This is a genomic window from Methylobacterium sp. Leaf93 (assembly GCF_001422345.1).
Lineage (GTDB): Bacteria > Pseudomonadota > Alphaproteobacteria > Rhizobiales > Beijerinckiaceae > Methylobacterium > Methylobacterium bullatum.
In genome coordinates this window covers 287,378-305,492 of sequence record NZ_LMMS01000012.1, presented here as the reverse complement: position 1 = coordinate 305,492, position 18,115 = coordinate 287,378, and the positions used below count along the sequence as shown (strand labels likewise).

General features: G+C 65.7%; 19 protein-coding genes and 1 pseudogene. 7 read left to right on the top strand and 13 right to left on the bottom strand.

Annotated features, from left to right (window positions below):
* Nucleotides 1-158: 158 nt before the first annotated feature.
* The 4 genes from ASF26_RS10030 to ASF26_RS10015 form a co-directional block, all read right to left on the bottom strand.
* Nucleotides 159-419 carry a PepSY domain-containing protein gene (locus tag ASF26_RS10030; RefSeq protein WP_056252866.1) on the bottom strand — a complete coding sequence of 87 codons (261 nt, stop codon included), beginning with the start codon at nt 417-419 and terminating at the stop codon, nt 159-161.
* A gap of 223 nt (nt 420-642) precedes the next feature.
* Nucleotides 643-1,098: a type II toxin-antitoxin system RatA family toxin gene (locus tag ASF26_RS10025; RefSeq protein ID WP_056141533.1), complete on the bottom strand. Its 456-nt coding sequence runs from the start codon at nt 1,096-1,098 to the stop codon at nt 643-645.
* Between the two features lie 6 nt (nt 1,099-1,104).
* Nucleotides 1,105-2,073: a lipoyl synthase gene (gene lipA / locus ASF26_RS10020; RefSeq protein ID WP_056141717.1), complete on the bottom strand. Its 969-nt coding sequence runs from the start codon at nt 2,071-2,073 to the stop codon at nt 1,105-1,107.
* A gap of 104 nt (nt 2,074-2,177) precedes the next feature.
* On the bottom strand, nt 2,178-2,468 hold the full coding sequence (locus ASF26_RS10015; protein ID WP_018043105.1) for a GlsB/YeaQ/YmgE family stress response membrane protein: 291 nt from the start codon (nt 2,466-2,468) through the stop codon (nt 2,178-2,180).
* Between the two features lie 371 nt (nt 2,469-2,839).
* Between ASF26_RS10015 and ASF26_RS10010 the strand changes: the two genes are divergently transcribed.
* The 5 genes and pseudogenes from ASF26_RS10010 (at nt 2,840) to ASF26_RS09990 (ending at nt 8,277) form a co-directional block, all read left to right on the top strand.
* On the top strand, nt 2,840-4,051 hold the full coding sequence (locus ASF26_RS10010; RefSeq protein WP_244475885.1) for an SDR family oxidoreductase: 1,212 nt from the start codon (nt 2,840-2,842) through the stop codon (nt 4,049-4,051).
* A gap of 87 nt (nt 4,052-4,138) precedes the next feature.
* Nucleotides 4,139-5,485 carry a sorbosone dehydrogenase family protein gene (locus ASF26_RS10005; protein ID WP_056252862.1) on the top strand — a complete coding sequence of 449 codons (1,347 nt, stop codon included), beginning with the start codon at nt 4,139-4,141 and terminating at the stop codon, nt 5,483-5,485.
* 252 nt (nt 5,486-5,737) lie between these two features.
* Entirely contained in the window at nt 5,738-7,213 is a 1,476-nt protein-coding gene (locus ASF26_RS10000) for a glycosyltransferase family 61 protein (RefSeq protein WP_082477578.1), read from the top strand.
* A 10-nt stretch (nt 7,214-7,223) separates the two neighbouring features.
* Nucleotides 7,224-7,519: pseudogene (locus ASF26_RS09995) on the top strand (sorbosone dehydrogenase family protein); the annotation flags it as partial.
* A 125-nt stretch (nt 7,520-7,644) separates the two neighbouring features.
* Nucleotides 7,645-8,277 (top strand): methyltransferase domain-containing protein, encoded by a 633-nt coding sequence (locus ASF26_RS09990; RefSeq protein WP_156462934.1) that lies wholly within the window; start codon nt 7,645-7,647, stop codon nt 8,275-8,277.
* Nucleotides 8,278-8,340: 63 nt separating this feature from the next.
* On the opposite strand, the gene ASF26_RS09985 is transcribed toward ASF26_RS09990, so the two are convergent.
* From ASF26_RS09985 to ASF26_RS09950, 8 genes are all read right to left on the bottom strand, one after another.
* A complete protein-coding gene (locus ASF26_RS09985; protein ID WP_056252850.1) occupies nt 8,341-8,574 on the bottom strand; it encodes a hypothetical protein in 234 nt (77 codons plus the stop codon).
* Nucleotides 8,575-8,686: 112 nt separating this feature from the next.
* Nucleotides 8,687-10,126: a dihydrolipoyl dehydrogenase gene (gene lpdA / locus ASF26_RS09980; protein WP_056252847.1), complete on the bottom strand. Its 1,440-nt coding sequence runs from the start codon at nt 10,124-10,126 to the stop codon at nt 8,687-8,689.
* Between the two features lie 9 nt (nt 10,127-10,135).
* Nucleotides 10,136-10,585: a DUF559 domain-containing protein gene (locus tag ASF26_RS09975; protein WP_082473037.1), complete on the bottom strand. Its 450-nt coding sequence runs from the start codon at nt 10,583-10,585 to the stop codon at nt 10,136-10,138.
* A 172-nt stretch (nt 10,586-10,757) separates the two neighbouring features.
* Nucleotides 10,758-12,188 (bottom strand): pyruvate dehydrogenase complex dihydrolipoamide acetyltransferase, encoded by a 1,431-nt coding sequence (locus ASF26_RS09970; protein ID WP_056252845.1) that lies wholly within the window; start codon nt 12,186-12,188, stop codon nt 10,758-10,760.
* A 43-nt stretch (nt 12,189-12,231) separates the two neighbouring features.
* Complete coding sequence (locus ASF26_RS09965) at nt 12,232-12,522, bottom strand: DUF5076 domain-containing protein (RefSeq protein ID WP_018043098.1); 291 nt, start codon at nt 12,520-12,522, stop codon at nt 12,232-12,234.
* Between the two features lie 192 nt (nt 12,523-12,714).
* Nucleotides 12,715-14,160 carry a pyruvate dehydrogenase complex E1 component subunit beta gene (locus ASF26_RS09960; RefSeq protein WP_056252843.1) on the bottom strand — a complete coding sequence of 482 codons (1,446 nt, stop codon included), beginning with the start codon at nt 14,158-14,160 and terminating at the stop codon, nt 12,715-12,717.
* 136 nt (nt 14,161-14,296) lie between these two features.
* Nucleotides 14,297-15,382 (bottom strand): pyruvate dehydrogenase (acetyl-transferring) E1 component subunit alpha, encoded by a 1,086-nt coding sequence (gene pdhA, locus ASF26_RS09955; protein ID WP_056252839.1) that lies wholly within the window; start codon nt 15,380-15,382, stop codon nt 14,297-14,299.
* Between the two features lie 134 nt (nt 15,383-15,516).
* A complete protein-coding gene (locus tag ASF26_RS09950) occupies nt 15,517-15,828 on the bottom strand; it encodes a septum formation initiator family protein (protein WP_027173998.1) in 312 nt (103 codons plus the stop codon).
* An 84-nt stretch (nt 15,829-15,912) separates the two neighbouring features.
* Here ASF26_RS09950 and ASF26_RS09945 point away from each other — a divergent pair, with 84 nt between their 5' ends.
* Nucleotides 15,913-16,848 carry a LysR substrate-binding domain-containing protein gene (locus ASF26_RS09945; protein ID WP_200925901.1) on the top strand — a complete coding sequence of 312 codons (936 nt, stop codon included), beginning with the start codon at nt 15,913-15,915 and terminating at the stop codon, nt 16,846-16,848.
* Nucleotides 16,849-16,933: 85 nt separating this feature from the next.
* Complete coding sequence (gene mntR / locus ASF26_RS09940; RefSeq protein WP_238254080.1) at nt 16,934-17,365, top strand: manganese-binding transcriptional regulator MntR; 432 nt, start codon at nt 16,934-16,936, stop codon at nt 17,363-17,365.
* Nucleotides 17,366-17,481: 116 nt separating this feature from the next.
* Here mntR and ASF26_RS09935 read toward each other — a convergent pair whose 3' ends face one another.
* On the bottom strand, nt 17,482-18,078 hold the full coding sequence (locus ASF26_RS09935; protein ID WP_056252835.1) for a hypothetical protein: 597 nt from the start codon (nt 18,076-18,078) through the stop codon (nt 17,482-17,484).
* Between the last annotated feature and the right edge of the window lie 37 nt (nt 18,079-18,115).

Sequence of the window (18,115 nt, the reverse complement as noted above, 5' to 3'; positions counted from 1 at the left end):
GGTGCCGCGGAGCGGCCTCGAAGGAGGGCTCCAGGGATCGCGCGAACACTGGAGGGCTCCTTCGAGGCCCGCTGACACGGGCACCTCAGGATGAGGTGCTCTGGTTGGATGATCTGCTTCAGCGTGAGATTCGCTGAGGAATCCGATCAAACCGGCTTTCACTCGGCGACTTCACCGAGGATCGCGCCCGTCTTCGGATCGGCATCGAACTTCATCTTTTGGCCGTTCTTGATGCCCTCGCCGTCCCAATGGCCGTCATCGGCCTCGAGCCTCGTGATCTCGGTGTAGCCCTCGGCCATCAGCGCCTTCTTGACCTGATCGACCGGCAGCCAGTCGGGGCCGGGCTGGTCCGCCACGGCGAAGCCGGCAAGGCCCGCATTCAAGGCGAGGGCGAGGACGAGAATCGGGATCGGTCTCACGGGGGTGTTCTCCGGTGGCGTTGCGCACCTGTATCTAGGGCCCCGCCCGGCATTGTCCGCCCGTCTTATCTACGGCGCCACACATCTCGCGGGCAGCACGGATCCCCTCTCCTTTCAGGAGAGGGAGCCCGTCGCGCCTCATGTCGAACCCTCAAGGGTAGAGAAACGGCCGTCGAGCAGATGTGTGGATCCAGTAGCCTGTCAGAGAACGGGCACCGGCGCGTCAGGCGGCGCCGTATACCCGGTCCGCCCTGCCCTCGAACGCATCGGTGAACTTGCGGAAGGCGCGGTCGAACATCGTGCCCATGAGGAGGCCGAGGGTACGGCTCTTGAACTCGTAGGTGATGAAGAAGTCGACGTCGCAGCCGCTCGGCGACCTCTCCTTGAAACCCCAGCGGTTCTCGAGGTGCCGGAACGGCCCGTCGATATATTCGGCGACGATCTTCAGGTTCTGCGGATCGAGGGTGACGCGGGTGGTGAAGCGCTCGCGGATCGCCTTGTAGCCCACTCCCATCTCGGCCACGAGGATCTCGGTGCCGTCCGGGCCGGGCTGGCGGCGCAGGACGCGCAGGGATTCGCAGAGCGGCAGGAATTCCGGATAGCGTTCCACGTCGGCCACGAGGTCGTACATCTGCTGCGGCGAGTGGCGCACCGCGCGGTTGATCCGGAAGGAAGGCATCGGCCCTCAGGCGTTGGCAGGCGCGAGGCGAGCGAGCCGGGCGGCCTTCAATCGTGAAAAATCCTCGCCCGCATGGTGCGAGGAGCGGGTCAGGGGCGTCGCCGAGACGAGGAGGAAACCCTTGGAATAGGCGGTGGTTTCAAGGGTCTTGAATTCGTCGGGCGGGACGAAGCGCTTCACCTCGTGGTGTTTCTTCGTCGGCTGCAGGTACTGGCCGATAGTGAGGAAGTCCACATCCGCCGAGCGCAGGTCGTCCATGAGCTGGACGATCTCGTTCCGCTCCTCGCCGAGGCCGACCATGATGCCGGACTTGGTGAAGATGGTGGGGTCGAGCTCCTTCACCCGCTGCAGCAGCCGCACCGAATGGAAGTAGCGCGCGCCGGGGCGGACGGTGAGGTAGTTGCCCGGCACCGTCTCCATGTTGTGGTTGAACACGTCGGGGCGCGCCTCCACCACCAGTTCCAGCGCGCCGTCCTTGCGCAGGAAATCGGGGGTGAGCACCTCGATCGTCGTGGCTGGGCTGCGCTCGCGGATGGCCCGGATGGTGCGGAAGAAATGCATGGCCCCGCCATCGGCGAGGTCGTCGCGGTCCACCGAGGTGATGACCACGTGGTGCAGGCCGAGCTTGGCCACGGAATCGGCGATCTTGGCCGGCTCGTCCCCGTCGAGGGCGTTGGGCAGGCCGGTGCGCACGTTGCAGAAGGCGCAGGCCCGCGTGCATGTGTCGCCCATGATCATGAAGGTGGCGTGCTTCTTCTCCCAGCACTCGCCGATATTGGGGCAGCCCGCCTCCTCGCAGACCGTGACGAGGCCATGCTCCTTCACGATGGCGCGGGTGGCGTTCCAGCCGGGCGAACCCGGTGCCTTCACCCGGATCCAGTCGGGCTTGCGCTGGATCGGGTTGTCCGGGCGATGCGCCTTTTCCGGGTGCCGGGGGCGCTGGTCGTTTCGCAGTAGGTCGAGGACGACGGCCATGGCATACCGGGCAAGCTGCGCCGGCAACGGGCCGGCGCTCGGTTCGAAAGGTAATGACTCGGCTCCCGCATCGCAAACGATCGGGAAACGATCCGCCGAACCTGTCAGTAGCTCATGCCGCGTCCGCGGATGGCCCTGTAGATGGTGATGATGATCACCGCCCCCGCCGTGGCCGAGAGCAGGTTGCGCCAGAAGCCGTAGACCGGGATGTGGAGCTTGGCGGCCAGATAGTTGCCGAGAAGACCGCCGAGGATGCCCATCGCGATGTTGGCGAAGAGGCCCATGTTCGCCGAGGTGAACTGTTCCGCGAGCCAGCCCGCCAGGGCGCCGATGACGATCGCCATGAACAATCCCACGCCCGGTTGCCCCAGCGCACCGTAGACTTCTCCATTCATACCCGTCGCTCCTTCGCAAGGAGCGGGGCGTGCCGGTCGCCCCGCTATGGGTCCTTCCTGTGACGCTCTCCCCCGCAGCGCAAGTCGCGGCGGCATGGAACTGGGCGGGGACTGCGGCGCCGGATGGGCCGCGACGGTGTCGACCGTTCGGCGTGAGGAACGTCCGCTCCTGGCGCGATACCCGGCCTGAGCAAGAACGATGCGGAAAATTAATTATTAATTTTAACTATATTCTGAACAAGCTTCGTATAGATCCGTAAAATTCTACGTATTGATTTCCGTCGACTTGTCAGCATCTCGTTAACGTTCTCTTAACTCTCTTTGGGTTGCCGCGACGTCGTTTCGGATGCGCGGCCGTTGGAGCGAGTGCCGTGAGTCGAATTCTTTTGACGGGTGCGACGGGGCTCATCGGTGGTGCCGTCCTGCACCGTGCCCTGGCGATGAAGACGGATACCGAATGGGTCTGCCTGGTGCGGGCCTCGGACGAGGAGGCCGGGCGTCAGCGCATCGCGGCGCGTCTCGGGCGCTTCACCAATGCCCTGAACGCCCAGCGTCTCGCGCAGCGTGTGGAGATCGTCGCGGGGGATTTCACCCACGCCGACACGATCGCCGATCCGCGCCTCGATGCGGTGACGCAGGTTCTGCATCTGGCCGCCGACACGTCGTGGTGGGCGCAGGAAAAAGTCCACCGGACCAACCATGACGGCACCCTGGCCCTGGCCCGGCGCGCGGCGCGGATGCCGCGGCTCGACCGTTTCCTCCATGTGAGCACGGCGATGATTTGCGGAGGCCAGCCGCCCGCGACGGTGGACGAGACCCTCTACCCCGACGCGGGCGCCACCCATCTCGTGCCCTACAGCGCCTCGAAAGCCGCGGCCGAGATGTCTCTGGCGTCCCATTTCGCCGACCTGCCCCTGGTCGTGGCGCGCCCCTCCATCGTGCTCGGCCACACCACGCTGGGCGCCCGGCCGGGTTCGAGCATCCTCTGGGTGATCCGCGCCTGCGACCGGCTGCGGCTCGTCGCCGGCTCCCGCGACGGGACCGTCGACATCGTCCCCACCGACTGGGTGGCCGACACCCTGGTGGAGATGCTCGCGAGGCCCGCCCTCGCCCACCGGACCTACCACCTCTCCGCCGGCACCTCGAGCCGCACCCGCTGGAGCGAGCTCGGCCGCACCCTCGACCGCGTCGACCCGGCCGAGAGCCCGCGCCACTACGAGGAATTCTCCGCCCGCGACCGGGCGACCCTTCACAGGCGCTTCACCGAGGTCTTCGGCATGGACGAGGCGATCAAGGTGGCGATGTTCCGGGCGCTGCAGGCCTATTACCGGTTCTGCGAACTCGACGTGACCTTCGACAACACGCGCCTCCTGGCGGAAGGCTTCGCCCCTCCCCCCGCGCTCGCGCAGTATATTGGCCGCTGCATCGAGACCTCCGGCGAGATCGTCGACCAGTTCCGCGAGGATTTCGGCGGATTTGCCGGGGCGCCCGTGCGGGGCGAGCAGACCGCTCGTCCGAGGCCGTCCCAGCCCGATGGCGTCACGAACCGGACCGTGGCGAGACGCGGATCCGCCCCGGGCTGATCCGTTCCTCGCCGGAGCCAAATGTCCCCTCGGCCATTAACCTGACCGAAGGGCGTCCGGCTCGGGCGCGGAGTCAGGGTCACGACCATGCGGAATCGATCAAAGCTCGGCCTTGCGGCCTTGGGCCTGGTGCTTCTGGGCGGAGCGGCGTTCCTCCGCTTCATCGTCTACCCCGAAAAGGCCAGTCTCGAAGCCTCGGCCGGGGAAGGCGCTAACCCCACCCTCCCCGCGCCGAACCCGACGCTGATGCCGACCGTGAACATCGCCCGCGTCGCCCGCTGGGAGAACGGCGCCAAGCCGAAGGCGGCGGCGGGGCTTCAGGTCGCGGCTTATGCGGACGGGTTCGACCATCCGCGCTGGATGTATCTCCTGCCCAATGGCGACGTGCTGGTGGCGGAGTCGAACAAGCCCAAGACCGACGACCCCTCCACCGGCATCGCCGACTGGGTCGCCGACAAGGTGAAGAGCATGGCCGGCGCCGGAGTGCCGAGCCCGGACCGGGTCGTCCTGCTGCGCGACACGAACGGCGACGGTGTCGCCGAAGAGCGCCACGTCTTCCTCTCCGGCCTGCACTCGCCCTTCGGCATGGCCTTGGTGGGCGGCGACCTCTACGTCGCCAATGCCGATGCCCTGGTGAAGGTGCCCTACGCGCAGGGCCAGACCGAGATCACCGCCAAGCCCGAGACGGTGGTCGAACTGCCGTCGGGCATCAACCACCATTGGACGAAGAACGTCATCGCGAGCCCGGACGGCACCAAGCTCTTCGTCACCGTGGGCTCGAACAGCAATGTCGGCGAGAACGGCCTCGACAAGGAGGTGGGCCGCGCCGCGATCTGGGAATACACCCTCGCCACGAAGCAGATGCGCGAATTCGCCACCGGCCTGCGCAACCCCAACGGCCTCGCCTTCGAGCCCACAGGCGGAGCCCTCTGGACCGCGGTGAACGAGCGCGACGAGATCGGAAGCGACCTCGTCCCCGACTATGTCACCTCGGTGAAGGAGGGAGGCTTCTATGGCTGGCCCTACAGTTACTGGGGCAAGCACGTGGACGAGCGGGTCCAGCCGCAGAAGCCCGATCTCGTCGCCAGGGCGATCGCGCCCGACTACGCGGTCGGCACCCACACCGCGTCTCTGGGCATCGCCTTCTCCAACGGCTCGACCTTGCCGGAGGCGTGGAAAAGCGGCCTGTTCGTTGCCCAGCACGGCTCATGGAACCGCCGCCCGAAGAGCGGCTACAAGGTGATCTATGTGCCCTTCAAGGACGGCAAACCCACCGGCCAGCCGGTGGACGCGCTCACCGGCTTCCTCGACGCGGACGAGAAGGCGCAGGGACGGCCCGTTGGCGTGATCCTCGACAAGACCGGGGCGCTGCTGGTGAGCGATGATGTGGGGAAGGTGGTCTGGCGGGTAAGCGGTTCGACTAGGACACAATAGTCGAACTCCATCTTTCCCTGTTGATCGGCTCCGTCTATGGCGGAAACGGAAGCCTTCCGTCTCTTGGTCGCCATTCTTTGATTTTGATGTCTCACAATATGATCGATCTCCTGTGAGAGATCTTGCGATGTTATCATGGGTGGCCGATCGTAAGAGCTTGCGCTGGCGGATGAAAGTTGAAAGAGGTTTAAGGGGGGAGGCTCGGTGCCGAACTGAGTTTCCCCGGTCCGATGTTCCTCTGTCGGTAAAAGCATGACAACGCCCAAAGACAAGGCCCTGCACCGATCCGCCCGAGAAACCCTCAGGATGTGTCGCGCCGATGTCGAGCAGGGACGCTGGAACGACGTCGTCGCTCGGACGCACGACCCCGCACTGATCCTGTCGCTGCCGCAACTCTTCATCTACCGCCTGAACGGTGCTCTCGCCACCGGACGGGACGACGTCATCGATGAGGTCGCGCGCCACGTCTCATCGCTGACCGGCAGAGAGGCCATTGCGTATGCCGTCATCCGCGACCTGGTCATAAATCGGAGAAGCGATCTGGCGGGACGGATATTGCTCGAAAACACCTTCCTGCACGCGGATCATCGATTTTTGCACGAGGCAAGCAGCATCATCAAAAACACGCTGGACGAGGATTTGCAGACTGCCTTGGGCGAGCTGAAGAAAACTGTCAGTCGTGGCGGATCGGAAATGAAGCCGATGCCCACGGAGTTCCGGTTCGCTCCGCAACCGCCCATCGATCAGCCGGGCAGCGTGAAGGTTCAAAGATCGTCGGCGACATCCCCCCACCATGTCATAGCCTTGCGGCAGGAGGCCCGGTCGTTCCGACAGGTCATCGTCGATCAGGTCCACCCGGAGGTTCTGGAATTCCGCGATGTGTTCACGAGCGCGATCGGTCAAATCTGGACGGAGGACGGCGGGATCATTCGGCAGATGAAACAGCCGATCCCGTGCGTCGAACGATCCTCCGTGCCCCGGATCGACATCGCGCTGGCGTCCAATCGGCCATCGGCGGGGATCTATCACTGGCTCGTCGATAACCTTCCCCGATTCGCTTTCCTCGGCGAGAGCGGACTGATCGCGGACGACGCGTTCAAGGTTCTGTTGAACGGTGGCAATCCCGGCTTCGAGCAGACCTCGCTCGATATGATCGGTCTCGGTGCGTCGACCTATCGCGTCGACCGGCCGGTCTTCGTCGAACGCCTTCTCGTTCCTGTCGTGCGTTTCGAGGGGATGTCCGGATGGCGGCATCTCGACAGCGTCTTTGCGGTGATGGCCGAGCGGTCGATCGAGATGGCGCGCGCTCATGGCGTCACGCTTCCGGAGCGCGTCTATATCACCCGGCGTGACGCGAGGCGTCGCCCGCTTATCAACGAGATCGAGGTCGAGCGGGAGATGCAGGCCCACGGATTCGAGATCGCCGAATTCTCCACCCTCCCGCTCTGGCATCAGATCGCCATCGCCCACCAAGCGTCGGTCATCGCCTCGCCGCATGGTGCGGGCCTCGCCCACCTGATCTTTTCTCGCCCGAGGACACGGGTCATCGAGATTCTTCCCATCAAGGACGGGGCTTACAATCTACGCTTCAACTATGCGCGCCTCTGCCTCACGAAGGGGCACGACTACGTCGCCTGGATGGAGCCACAGCCGGTCAAAATCAACGGCTGGACGGTGGACCTGCCCGCTTTCGGACCGTTTCTGGCCCGCACGATGAGGGCAGCGTGACATCGACCCGCCGAACGTGTGGAAGAGCAGCCTCTTCGTGGCTCGGCACGGCCGATGAACCACCGCCCGAAGAGCGGCTACAAGGTGACCTACGTCCCCTTCAAGGACGGCAAACCTGCCGGCCAGTCGGTGTACGCCCTCACCGACTTTCTTCACGCCGACGAGAAGGCGCAGGGGCGTCCAGTCGGCGTGATCCTGAACATGACCGGGGCGCTACTAGTGTCGGAGGATGTGGGGAAGGTGATCTGGCGGGTGAGCGGCGTGCCGCGGACGCAACAGGTGCGCTTCATTCGCGGCTCTTGGTGACCCTTCGATTGGCTATTGTCCAGAATGAGAGCGGGTAGCGGGGGCACTGGATCGCAATGGCGAATGTCAGTAGTATCTGACGGTCATCAGTAACAACCTAGCGAATTGCGCGACAAATTTGGGGAATGATCGTCGATATGTCTGATGAGCAGCTTGCCTTGATTCGCCGGAAGCGAAGTGAAGAAACGATTCGATCATTCAAGACCAAGCGTACCCAGGTTGAGCGTTGGACATCCATCGAAGAGGTATCGGACCAAGCACTTTGGGATGATCGTGCCCGTGCTGCTGTAAAGCTCATACCCCGGAACGTCCGCGTTCTCGATCTCGGATGTGGCGCCATGAAGATCGAGAGCCTCTTGCCGGAGGGGTGCAGCTACATTCCCGCTGATGTCGTCAAGCGCGACGAAAGGACGGTGGTGATCGACCTGAACAAGCAACGCCTTCCTAATTTCGGTGCGGATTTTGTCCTTGGCCTTGGAGTCCTCGAGTACCTTTTCGATATGCCGAGGGTGCTCAAGCAGCTCTCGCGGCAGGTTCCAGAAGGTGTGTTCAGCTATCATCCAATGGACCAGTCGCCGAAAAAGGATCGGATTGCCCTCGGCTGGGTTAATTCGCTCAACGAGCCCGAGCTGATGGCGATCCTGAAATATTCAGGCTATAAAACTGTCACTCCTCATATCTATAAGACCGGGCTAACGTTTTACTACGTTCATCGAGAACGGAATGTTATAAAAGCGGACACGGAATATCTGCTGTAGCCTAATATTCGAGATCGAAGTATTCCTGTGAGAGGTGTCATTGACCTTCTGCAGAAATCAATTTCATCCGACCATACTACCACGGACATAGCCTCGCGAAATCAACCGGCTGGTCTCGCGTGCCCGGCGCTCGGCCTGCATCAGGTCGGACAGCGCGTCGGTGATGGCGCAGCGGAGGGCGATCTCCGCGTCCCCCGCCGTGCTGGTGAGATAGGCCTGGGCGATCTCCTCCACCGGGCAGTGAAGGCCCGGCGCCGCCTCACCCTCGTTCCTGATCCTGGTCAGCGTCTTCGGCATGGCCCGTCTCCGACTCGCGTTGAGAACGAAGACAGAACACGCCACGAGGGTTAACGGATCCTTAACGGGGTCGATAGAAGCCTGTGGACATCCGCGAGACGGGTGTCCGGGCTCAGCTGTGGATCACCTTGCCGTAGGCGTCGAGCACGCTCTCGTGCATCATCTCGCTCAGGGTCGGGTGCGGGAAGACCGTGTGCATCAGGTCTTCCTCGGTGGTCTCGAGATTCATGGCGACGACGTAGCCCTGGATCAGCTCGGTGACTTCCGCTCCCACCATGTGGGCGCCGAGCAGCTGGCCGGTCTTGGCGTCGAACACCGTCTTCACCAGGCCGTCCGGCTCGCCCAGCGCGATGGCCTTGCCGTTGCCGGCGAAGGGGAAGCGGCCGACCTTCACGGAAAAACCCTGCTCCTTGGCCTTGGCCTCGGTGAGGCCGACGCTGGCGATCTGCGGCTGGCAATAGGTGCAGCCGGGGATCTTGGCCTTGTCCATGGCGTGGGTGTGCAGCCCCTTGATCGTCTCCACGCAGAGCACGCCCTCGTGCTCGGCCTTGTGGGCCAGCATGGGAGGCCCGGCGACGTCGCCGATGGCGTAGATGCCTGGCACGTTGGTCCGGCCCAGGCCGTCGGTAACGACGATGCCGCGCTCGATGCCGATGCCGAGCGTCTCGAGGCCGAGATTCTCGATGTTGCCGACGACGCCCACCGCCGAGATGAGCTTCTCCGCCGTCAACTGCTGGCTCTTGCCGTCCGTCGTCTCGACGGTGGCGGTGACGGAATCGGCCGCCTTCTCCACCTTCGTCACCTTGGCGCCGGTGAGGATCTTGATGCCCTGCTTCTCGAAGCGCTTGCGGGCGAGGCCGGCGATCTCGGCATCCTCCACCGGCAGGATCTGCGGCAGCAGCTCGATCACCGTCACCTCGGCGCCCATGGTGCGGTAGAACGAGGCGAACTCGATGCCGATGGCGCCCGAGCCCATCACGAGCAGGCTCTTCGGCATCGTCTCCGGCACCATGGCTTCGTAATAGGTCCAGATCTGCTTTTTGTCCGGCTCGATGCCGGGGATCGCGCGGGGGCGGGCGCCCGTGGCGACGATGATGTGCTTGGCCGAATAGGAGCCAGCGGCGAGCGCGCCCTTCGGCGCGGGGGCGCGGCTCGTCTCCTTCACCGTGACCTTGCCGGGCTCGTTACCCTTGGCGGCCGATTCGATGACGGCCTCGCCCCAGATCACGTCGACCTTGTTCTTCTTCAGCAGCATGCCGACGCCGCCGTTGAGCCGGGTCGAGACGCCGCGCGAGCGCTTGACGATGGCGGCTGTATCGAACCCGACCTTCTCGGCCGACAGCCCGTAATCCGAGGCGTGCTGCATGTAATGGTAGATCTCGGCCGAGCGCAGCAGCGCCTTCGTCGGGATGCAGCCCCAGTTCAGGCAGATGCCGCCGAGATGCTCGCGGTCCACCACCGCGGTCTTGAACCCGAGCTGCGCCGCCCGGATCGCGGCGACGTAGCCCCCGGGGCCGGCGCCGATGACGAGGATGTCGTAGGTGTTGGACATGGCGCGCTCCTACTCCCCTCCCCCTTGTGGGGAGGGGCCGGGGGTGGGGGTGGTTCCGCCAGACTGGCGGGCGACGGACGAGGCAGTGGCGAGGGCGGCGAAGACCGTGTCGAGGACGGTGTCGATCCGCTGCATCACATCGGCATTGGTGAATCTGAGAACGCGGAAACCTTGATCTTCGAGAGCGAGCGTGCGGGTCTCATCGTAAGCGGCAGCGTGGTCGTGGCTATGCTGCCCGCCATCGACTTCGACGATCAACCGTGCCGACAAGCAGCAAAAATCGGCGACGTACCGCCCCAGTGCAACCTGACGACGGAAATGCGAACCTTCGATCGGAAGGCGATCCCTCAGGTGCCGCCACAATCGCCTCTCCGCATCTGTCGACGTTCGGCGGAGGCTCTTCGCATTCAGTGCGGCGCGCGGAGAGACAGAGTGCCGAGGCGGTTCCTTCCATGGCATCGGCCGTCGCCTCCCGTGAACCCCACCAAGCTCGCGCACCTCCCTCCCCCTTGTGGGGAGGGATCGAGGGTGGGGGTGGTTCCACCGGACTCCGCAGTGGGTCACCCAGTCACCCCCACCTCCAACTCCTCCCCACAAGGGGGAGGAGGGCCAGTTCAGCCTTCCACAACGATCAAACCAGCATCCCCATCGGGTTCTCGATCAGGCTCTTGAAGGCCGAGATCAGTTCGGCGCCGAGCGCCCCGTCGAGGACGCGGTGGTCGCAGGAGAGGGTGGCGGTCATGACCTGGACCACCGCCGGGGCGCCGTCCTTCACCACCACGCGCTTCTCGCCCGCACCCACCGCCAGGATCGAGGATTGCGGCGGGTTGATCACCGCCGTGAAGTGCTTGATGCCGAACATGCCGAGATTCGACACCGAGGTGACGCCGCCCTGGTACTCCTCCGGCTTCAGCTTCTTGGCCCGCGCCCGGCCGGCAAAGTCCTTCATCTCGTTGGAGATGGTGGAGAGCGTCTTCTGGTCGGCCTTGCGGATCACTGGGGTGAACAGACCGCCGTCGATGGCCACCGCCACGCCGACCTCGGCGTTGTTGAAGCGCAAGATCCGGTCCTCGGCCCAGACCGCGTTGGCGGCGGGCACGCGCATCAACGCCAGGCCCATCGCCTTGATGACGAAGTCGTTCACCGAGAGCTTGAACAGCGGTTTGCCGTCCTTTGAAGTGCCGGCGCTCTTGTTGAGCTGTTCGCGCAGGGCCATCAGCGCGTCGAGCTCGCAGTCCACCGTGAGGTAGAAATGCGGGGCCACCTGCATCGCCTCGGTGAGGCGCTTGGCGATGGTCTTGCGCATGCCGTCGAGGGGCACCTCCTCGAACGTGCCCTTTTGGTAGAAGCCGCGCACCTGATCGGTGGTGAGCCCCTGCGCCGCGGCCTTCGGTGCGGGTGCTGGCGCGGCGGGAGCCGGAGCAGCCGCCAGCGCTGCGGCGGGGGCGGTGGCCTTCGGCGCGCCGGCCTTGGCCGAACCGCTGGCGATGGCGGCACGCACGTCGCGCTCGATTACGCGGCCATGCGGACCGGAACCAGAGACGGCGGAGAGGTCGACGCCTTCGAGCTTGGCGATGCGGCGCGCCAGGGGCGAGGCGACGATGCGGCCGCCCTGCCCGGCCTGGGGGGCGGGAGCGCCGTCCGGCTTGGCTCCGTCCGGCGCCGCGTCGACACGCGCGTAGGATTTGTGGCCGTCGCCGGGAGTGGTGTTCAGTGCGGGCGTATCGTTCTTCGAAGCGTCTGCTTTGGGAGTATCGGCCTTGGGGGCCTCCGCCGCCGCGCCGCCGTTGCCTGCGGCCCCGACGGTCTTCGGGTCCTCACCCTCGGAGGCGATGATGGCGATGAGATCGTTCACCGGCACGTCGGCGGTGCCCTCGGCTACGATGATCTTGGCGAGGATGCCCTCGTCGATCGCCTCGACCTCCATCGTGGCCTTGTCGGTCTCGATCTCGGCGAGGACGTCGCCGGATTTGACCGCGTCGCCCTCCTTCTTGAGCCACTTGGCGAGGTTGCCCTTCTCCATCGTCGGCGACAGGGCGGGCATCAGGACGTTGATGGGCATCGTTATGAATCCTGATCGTCAGCGGATGGGCGTGGCGGGGCGGTCAGTTGAGTGTGCCGCCGGGCGGCAAGTCGGGGTCGAAGCTCTCGGAATCGAGGCCGGCGCGGATGCGCTCGAACGCCTCCTCCTCCGACATCTCGGTCTCCAGCGCGTAGACCCGCGCGGCCTGGCGAGCGAGGTCGATGAGAAGGCGGCCCCAGGTATAGGGATCGTCGAAGGAGCGGCGCAGGGCCACGCTCACCGCGCCGTCCACGACGCTGGCGCGCACGACCTCGATGCCGCCATTGTTCAGGGCGTCGGGGGGAGCGGAGAGTTCCTGGAACTTGTCGGTCATGGTGCTCAACTCCTCCGAGCCCGTACTCCGATCCGAGGCCTCATCCTGAGGTGCCGGAGCGGAGCGGAGGCCTCGAAGGAGCCCTCCCGTTCGAACTGCTGATACTGGAGCCCTCCTTCGAGGCCCGCGGGCGCGGGCACCTCAGGATGAGGCCCTGGCTAGGACGATGGTCGGTCCGCGATCGCCACCGGCTCACCGATAGCAGACCGCCTTCACCGCCTGGATCACCTCGGCGACGTTGGGCAAGGCAAGCTTCTCGAGGTTGGCGGCGTAGGGCATCGGCACGTCCTTGCCGGTGACCCGCAGGACGGGAGCGTCGAGGAAGTCGAAGGCATCGGCCATCAGGCGGGCGATGATCTCGGCGCCGATGCCCGATTGCGGGAAGCCCTCCTCCACCGTGACGCAGCGGCCGGTCTTCTTCACCGATTCCACGATCGTGTCGGTATCCATCGGACGGAGCGTGCGCAGGTCGATGACCTCGGCCTCGATGCCCTCTTCGGCGAGCGCCTGCGCCGCCTTCAGCGCGTAGGTCATGCCGATGGAGAAGGAGACGATGGTCACGTCCTTGCCGGTGCGGTGGATGCGCGCCTTGCCGATGGGGAGCACGAAGTCGTCGAGCTTCGGCACCGGGAAGGTCTGGCCGTAGAGGATCTCGTTCTCGAGGAAGATCACCGGGTTCGGGTCGCGGATCGCGGCCTTGAGCAGGCCCTTGGCGTCCGAGGCCGTATAGGGGGCGATGACCTTGAGGCCGGGGACGTTGGAGTACCAGGCCGAGTAATCGTGGCTGTGCTGGGCGCCGACGCGGGCGGCGGCACCGTTGGGGCCGCGGAACACGATGGGACAGCCGAGCTGGCCGCCGGACATGTAGAGGGTCTTGGCCGCCGAGTTGATGATGTGGTCGATCGCCTGCATGGCGAAGTTGAAGGTCATGAATTCGACGATGGGGCGCAGGCCGGTGAAGGCGGCGCCGGCCGCGATGCCGGCAAAGCCGTGCTCGGTGATCGGCGTGTCGACCACGCGGCGGGCGCCGAATTCCTGCAGCAGCCCCTGGGTCACCTTATAGGCGCCCTGGTACTCGGCGACTTCCTCGCCCATCACGAAGACCGAATCCTCGCGGCGCATCTCCTCGGCCATGGCGTCGCGAAGCGACTCGCGCACGGTCATGGTCACCATCTCGGTGCCGGCGGGGAACTCGTCCATCACCGGGGCGGGCGACTTGTTGGTGATGACGGCCGGAGCCGCCGGCGCGTTCGCCTTGTCGTCGCCGGACTTCGCCGTGGCGGCCGGTGCCGAGGCCTGGCCCTCGGCCTGCATCGTCGGGGTGGGGGCCGATTGCGCCGGGGCCGAGGCGTCCGGCTTCGAACCGCCACCCGCTGCCGCCGCGGCCACGTCCTCGCCCTCACCGGCGATGATGGCGATCGGCGTGTTGACCTTCACGCCCTCTGTGCCTTCCTCGATGAGGATCTTGGCGAGGATGCCCTCGTCGATGGCCTCGACTTCCATCGTCGCCTTGTCGGTCTCGATCTCGGCGAGGACATCGCCGGATTTGACCGCGTCGCCCTCCTTCTTGAGCCACTTGGCGAGCTTGCCTTCCTCCATCGTCGGAGACAGCGCGGGCATGAGGATGTCGGTCGCCATGAGGTTTTTGATCCGTAGGTTGGCGGGCGGCCTTCTGGAGAGGAAGCGGCGGCTTCTCGGTCCCTCGCTGCGGCTCTTCCCGTGCCGTCATGGCACGGGAGATGTCCCGGATGGGGGGAGCGTCGCGAGGTCGACCTTAAGCGCGGGCTTCCAGCAGGATGTCGGTCCAGAGTTCGGACGGATCCGGCTCGGGATCGTGCGTGGCGAACTCGGCCGCGTCGTTGACGGTCTCGCGGACCTTGGCGTCGGTGGCCTTGAGGTCGGCTTCCGGCACGCCGTGCATCTCGATCAGGCGCCTGCGCACCATCTCGATCGGGTCGTGCTCGTCGCGCATCTTGGAGACTTCGTCCTTGGTCCGGTATTTCGCCGGATCGGACATCGAGTGGCCGCGATAGCGGTAGGTCTGCATCTCGAGGATGTAGGGGCCCTGGCCGGAGCGGGCATGCTCCACCGCGCGGCTCGCCGCCTCGCGGACGGTGCGGACGTCCATGCCGTCCACCTGCTCGCCGGGAATGCCGAAGGAGATGCCGCGGCGGGAGAAGTCGGTCTGCGCCGAAGCGCGGGCCACCGACGTGCCCATGGCGTAGCGGTTGTTCTCGATCACGTAGACCACGGGCAGCTTCCACAGCTGAGCCATGTTGAAGCTCTCGTAGACCTGGCCCTGGTTGGCCGCGCCGTCACCCATATAGGTCAGGCTGACCTTACCGTTCTTCTTGTAGGCGTCGGCGAAACCGAGGCCGGTTCCAAGCGAGACTTGGGCGCCGACGATGCCGTGGCCGCCGAAGAACTGCTTCTCCTTTGAGAACATGTGCATCGAGCCGCCCTTGCCGCGGGAATACCCGCCGCGCCGGCCGGTCAGCTCGGCCATCACGCCCTTCGGGTCCATGCCGCAGGCGAGCATGTGGCCGTGGTCGCGGTACCCGGTGATGGTCTGGTCGCCCTCGACCGAGGCCATCTGCATGCCGATGACGACCGCTTCCTGGCCGATATAGAGGTGGCAGAACCCGCCGATGAGGCCCATGCCGTAGAGCTGGCCGGCCTTCTCCTCGAAACGCCGGATCAGCAGCATCTCGTGATAGGCGTGGAGGTCTTCCTCCCGGGTGAACTGGGGCGTGTTCGGTGCGGGAGCATGCGTCGGGGCGTCTCCGCCCCCCGTTCCCAACTGAGCCGAACCTTTGGCCGAATCGGCTTTCGCCTGACCCGCTTCGTTGGCGGCATCCATCGGCTTTCCTCCCGTGAACGGCTTTTCTGGAACCGTTTCTAGGACAGGGTTTTGCGGAAAGCGAGGCCGTCCCGTCGACAGATCGACCGAGTTGTCAGGCAGAATACGGCGGGACAAACACGATCGGGGTACGATCAGGGATTGATGATGACGACATCGTTCGCGTGGACGCGGCCGAGGACGATGCGGGCGCGTTCCTCCAGGAGATCCCGGTCGATCTGCTCGCTGCGCAGGAGCGCCACCCGGTGCTCCCAGATCGCCCGGTCGGCCTTGGCGGCCGTGAGTTCCTGCTTCAGACCGTAGGCCTGAATTTTCAGAGCGCGCTTGGCCTCCAAGCCGCGATTGCCGCTCTCGGCCTGATGCACGAAATAGCCGACCACGAGCGCGGACACGGCGTAGAGGCCGAGCGGCATGAGGACGGAACGGACGCGACGACGGACAACCATGTCCCGAGGATCGCGCCACAGGGTTAAGGATGTGTTGCCGATGCCGGTCTCTTTTCCAAAGCCCGCCTGCCCCATCCCCGCCCGATGATGCGGTTCGACCTCGTCGATCTCGGCCTGTTCCGCCACGTGGCCGAGGCGGGGTCGATCACGCATGGGGCGGCGCGCGCCAACCTGGCACTCGCCGCGGCGTCGAGCCGAATCCGGGCGATGGAGGTGTCCCTCGGGGCGGCCCTCCTCAGCCGGAGCCGCCAGGGTGTTGTCCTGACGCCGGCCGGGCGGGCGCTCCTCGCCCATGCCCGTTCCCTGCTGGAGGGCGTCGACCGGATGCAGGGTGACCTCGCCGCCTATGCGGGCGGCGCGATCGGCCAGATCAAGGTCCTGTCGAACACCCACGCGTTGACCGAATTCCTGCCGGAAGCCCTGAGCGCCTATCTCGCCCTCCATACCGGCGTCAGCGTCGATATCGTCGAGCGGACCTCGGACGAGATCGTCGGTCTCGTGGCGGAGGGAGCCGCCGATCTCGGCATCGTCTCCGGCACGGTGGATACCGGCACCCTGGAAACCCATCCGTTCCGCCAGGACAGGTTCGTGGCGGTGCTACCCTCCGGCCATCCGCTGGGGGAGCGGGACGGCGTGCTGTTCGCCGATGTGCTGGATTACGACCTCGTCGGCCTCGATCGGGCGAGCGCCATCACCCGCTTCCTCGCCGACAAGGCCATGCGCACCGGGCGGCCGCTCATGCGGCTGCGGGTCCAGCTGCGCGGCTTCGATGCGGTGTGCCGGCTGGTGGAATGCGGCGTCGGGCTCGGGATCGTCCCCGAAACCACCGCCCGGCGCGCCGCGCGCTCGATGGGCCTCGATATCGTCCCGCTCCTCGACCCATGGGCGGCACGCGACCTCACCATCTGCCTGCGATCCCTCGAAGCGCTGCCGGTTTTCGCCCGGGAATTCGTCGCTCACCTGCGCGTGGGCGCATCACGGCCCGGTTTAGGGCTCCCCTCGGGGGCCGGCCTTGGCTAAACACGGCTCGGGAACGGAATGGTCCGTGTCCGTGACACCGATGAAGCAAGGGGTGCCCGGCATCATGCAGGATTCGTCGCGATCCATGCCCGACGCCCCGCTGGTCGATCCGGACGTCCATGTGGAGAGCTTCCGTCAGGCCCGCGAGGCGCGCCGCCTCGAACTCGTGGAAGATTATGTGGAACTGATCGCCGACCTTATCGGCGATGGCGGCGAGGCGCGGCAGGTGGATATCGCCGCGCGCCTCGGCGTCGCCCAGCCCACCGTCGCGAAGATGCTGAAGCGCCTGGCCGAGGACGGCCTCGTGCAGCAGCGCCCCTATCGCGGGGTCTTCCTGACCGAGAGCGGGCGCATGCTCGCGGCCCAGAGTCGCGAGCGCCATCGCATCGTCGAGCACTTTCTCTGCGCCCTTGGCGTGAGCGCCGAGACCGCGCGGCGCGACGCGGAGGGGATCGAGCATCACGTCAGCGCCGAGACCCTCGAGGCATTTCGCGACTTCACGGAGCGCAAGGGCTGAGCGGAACGAGGCCCTGAGCAGGTTCGCGTTGGCACGCCAACGCTTCAGGCGGCTTGGCTCCTCGATGTGTCGCAGTTTTCTATCGCAGAACCGGGCACCACGTCTGCTAAACCCGCTTAGGGTTTTCGCGCCGAGACATGCCGCGTCGAACGGCTCGACGGCAGCGACAAGGTCGTCTCGCGTTCGCGCGAGGGACGGGCGAGCCCGCCGATCTCCCCCCATCCGCCCAATCCGGTCGACCTTGTAAGGAGCGGGGATGCCTGGATGACGCCATCCGCGACGGAGAGGTGGCCGGTGGCGACGCCGCGGATCATCTCGGGGGCGTGTTGCCGGGCGGCGATCCCGTAGAGGGATATGCCCTTGCTGCCGGGAGCCAGGAGCGTGCCGAGGGCGCCCTCCGGTGGGTCACCGGCGAGACGCGTGATCCCCCTGCCGGAATCGAGCACGGCCGCCGCCGCCTCGATTTCGCCGAACGCCAGGAGCTTGCCGGCGCGGGTGATGCGCACCTCGTAGCCGTATCCGTCCTGGTCCCGATGCAGGCGGGTCAGGCCGAGCTGAAGCGATTCGCAGATCATCTGGACGTGGTCGCGCGCATAGTCGTCGCTCGTCATGACGGTCGAGAAGACGTCCGGGCCCGTCTGCGTGCTGGCCACGATGTGCTTGAGGAACTCGAGCTTGGTCGATTTCTGCCTGACGGCGAGACCGCGTCTCAATCGGTCACCTCCCGCATCGCGTTCGAACGCCGCGGAT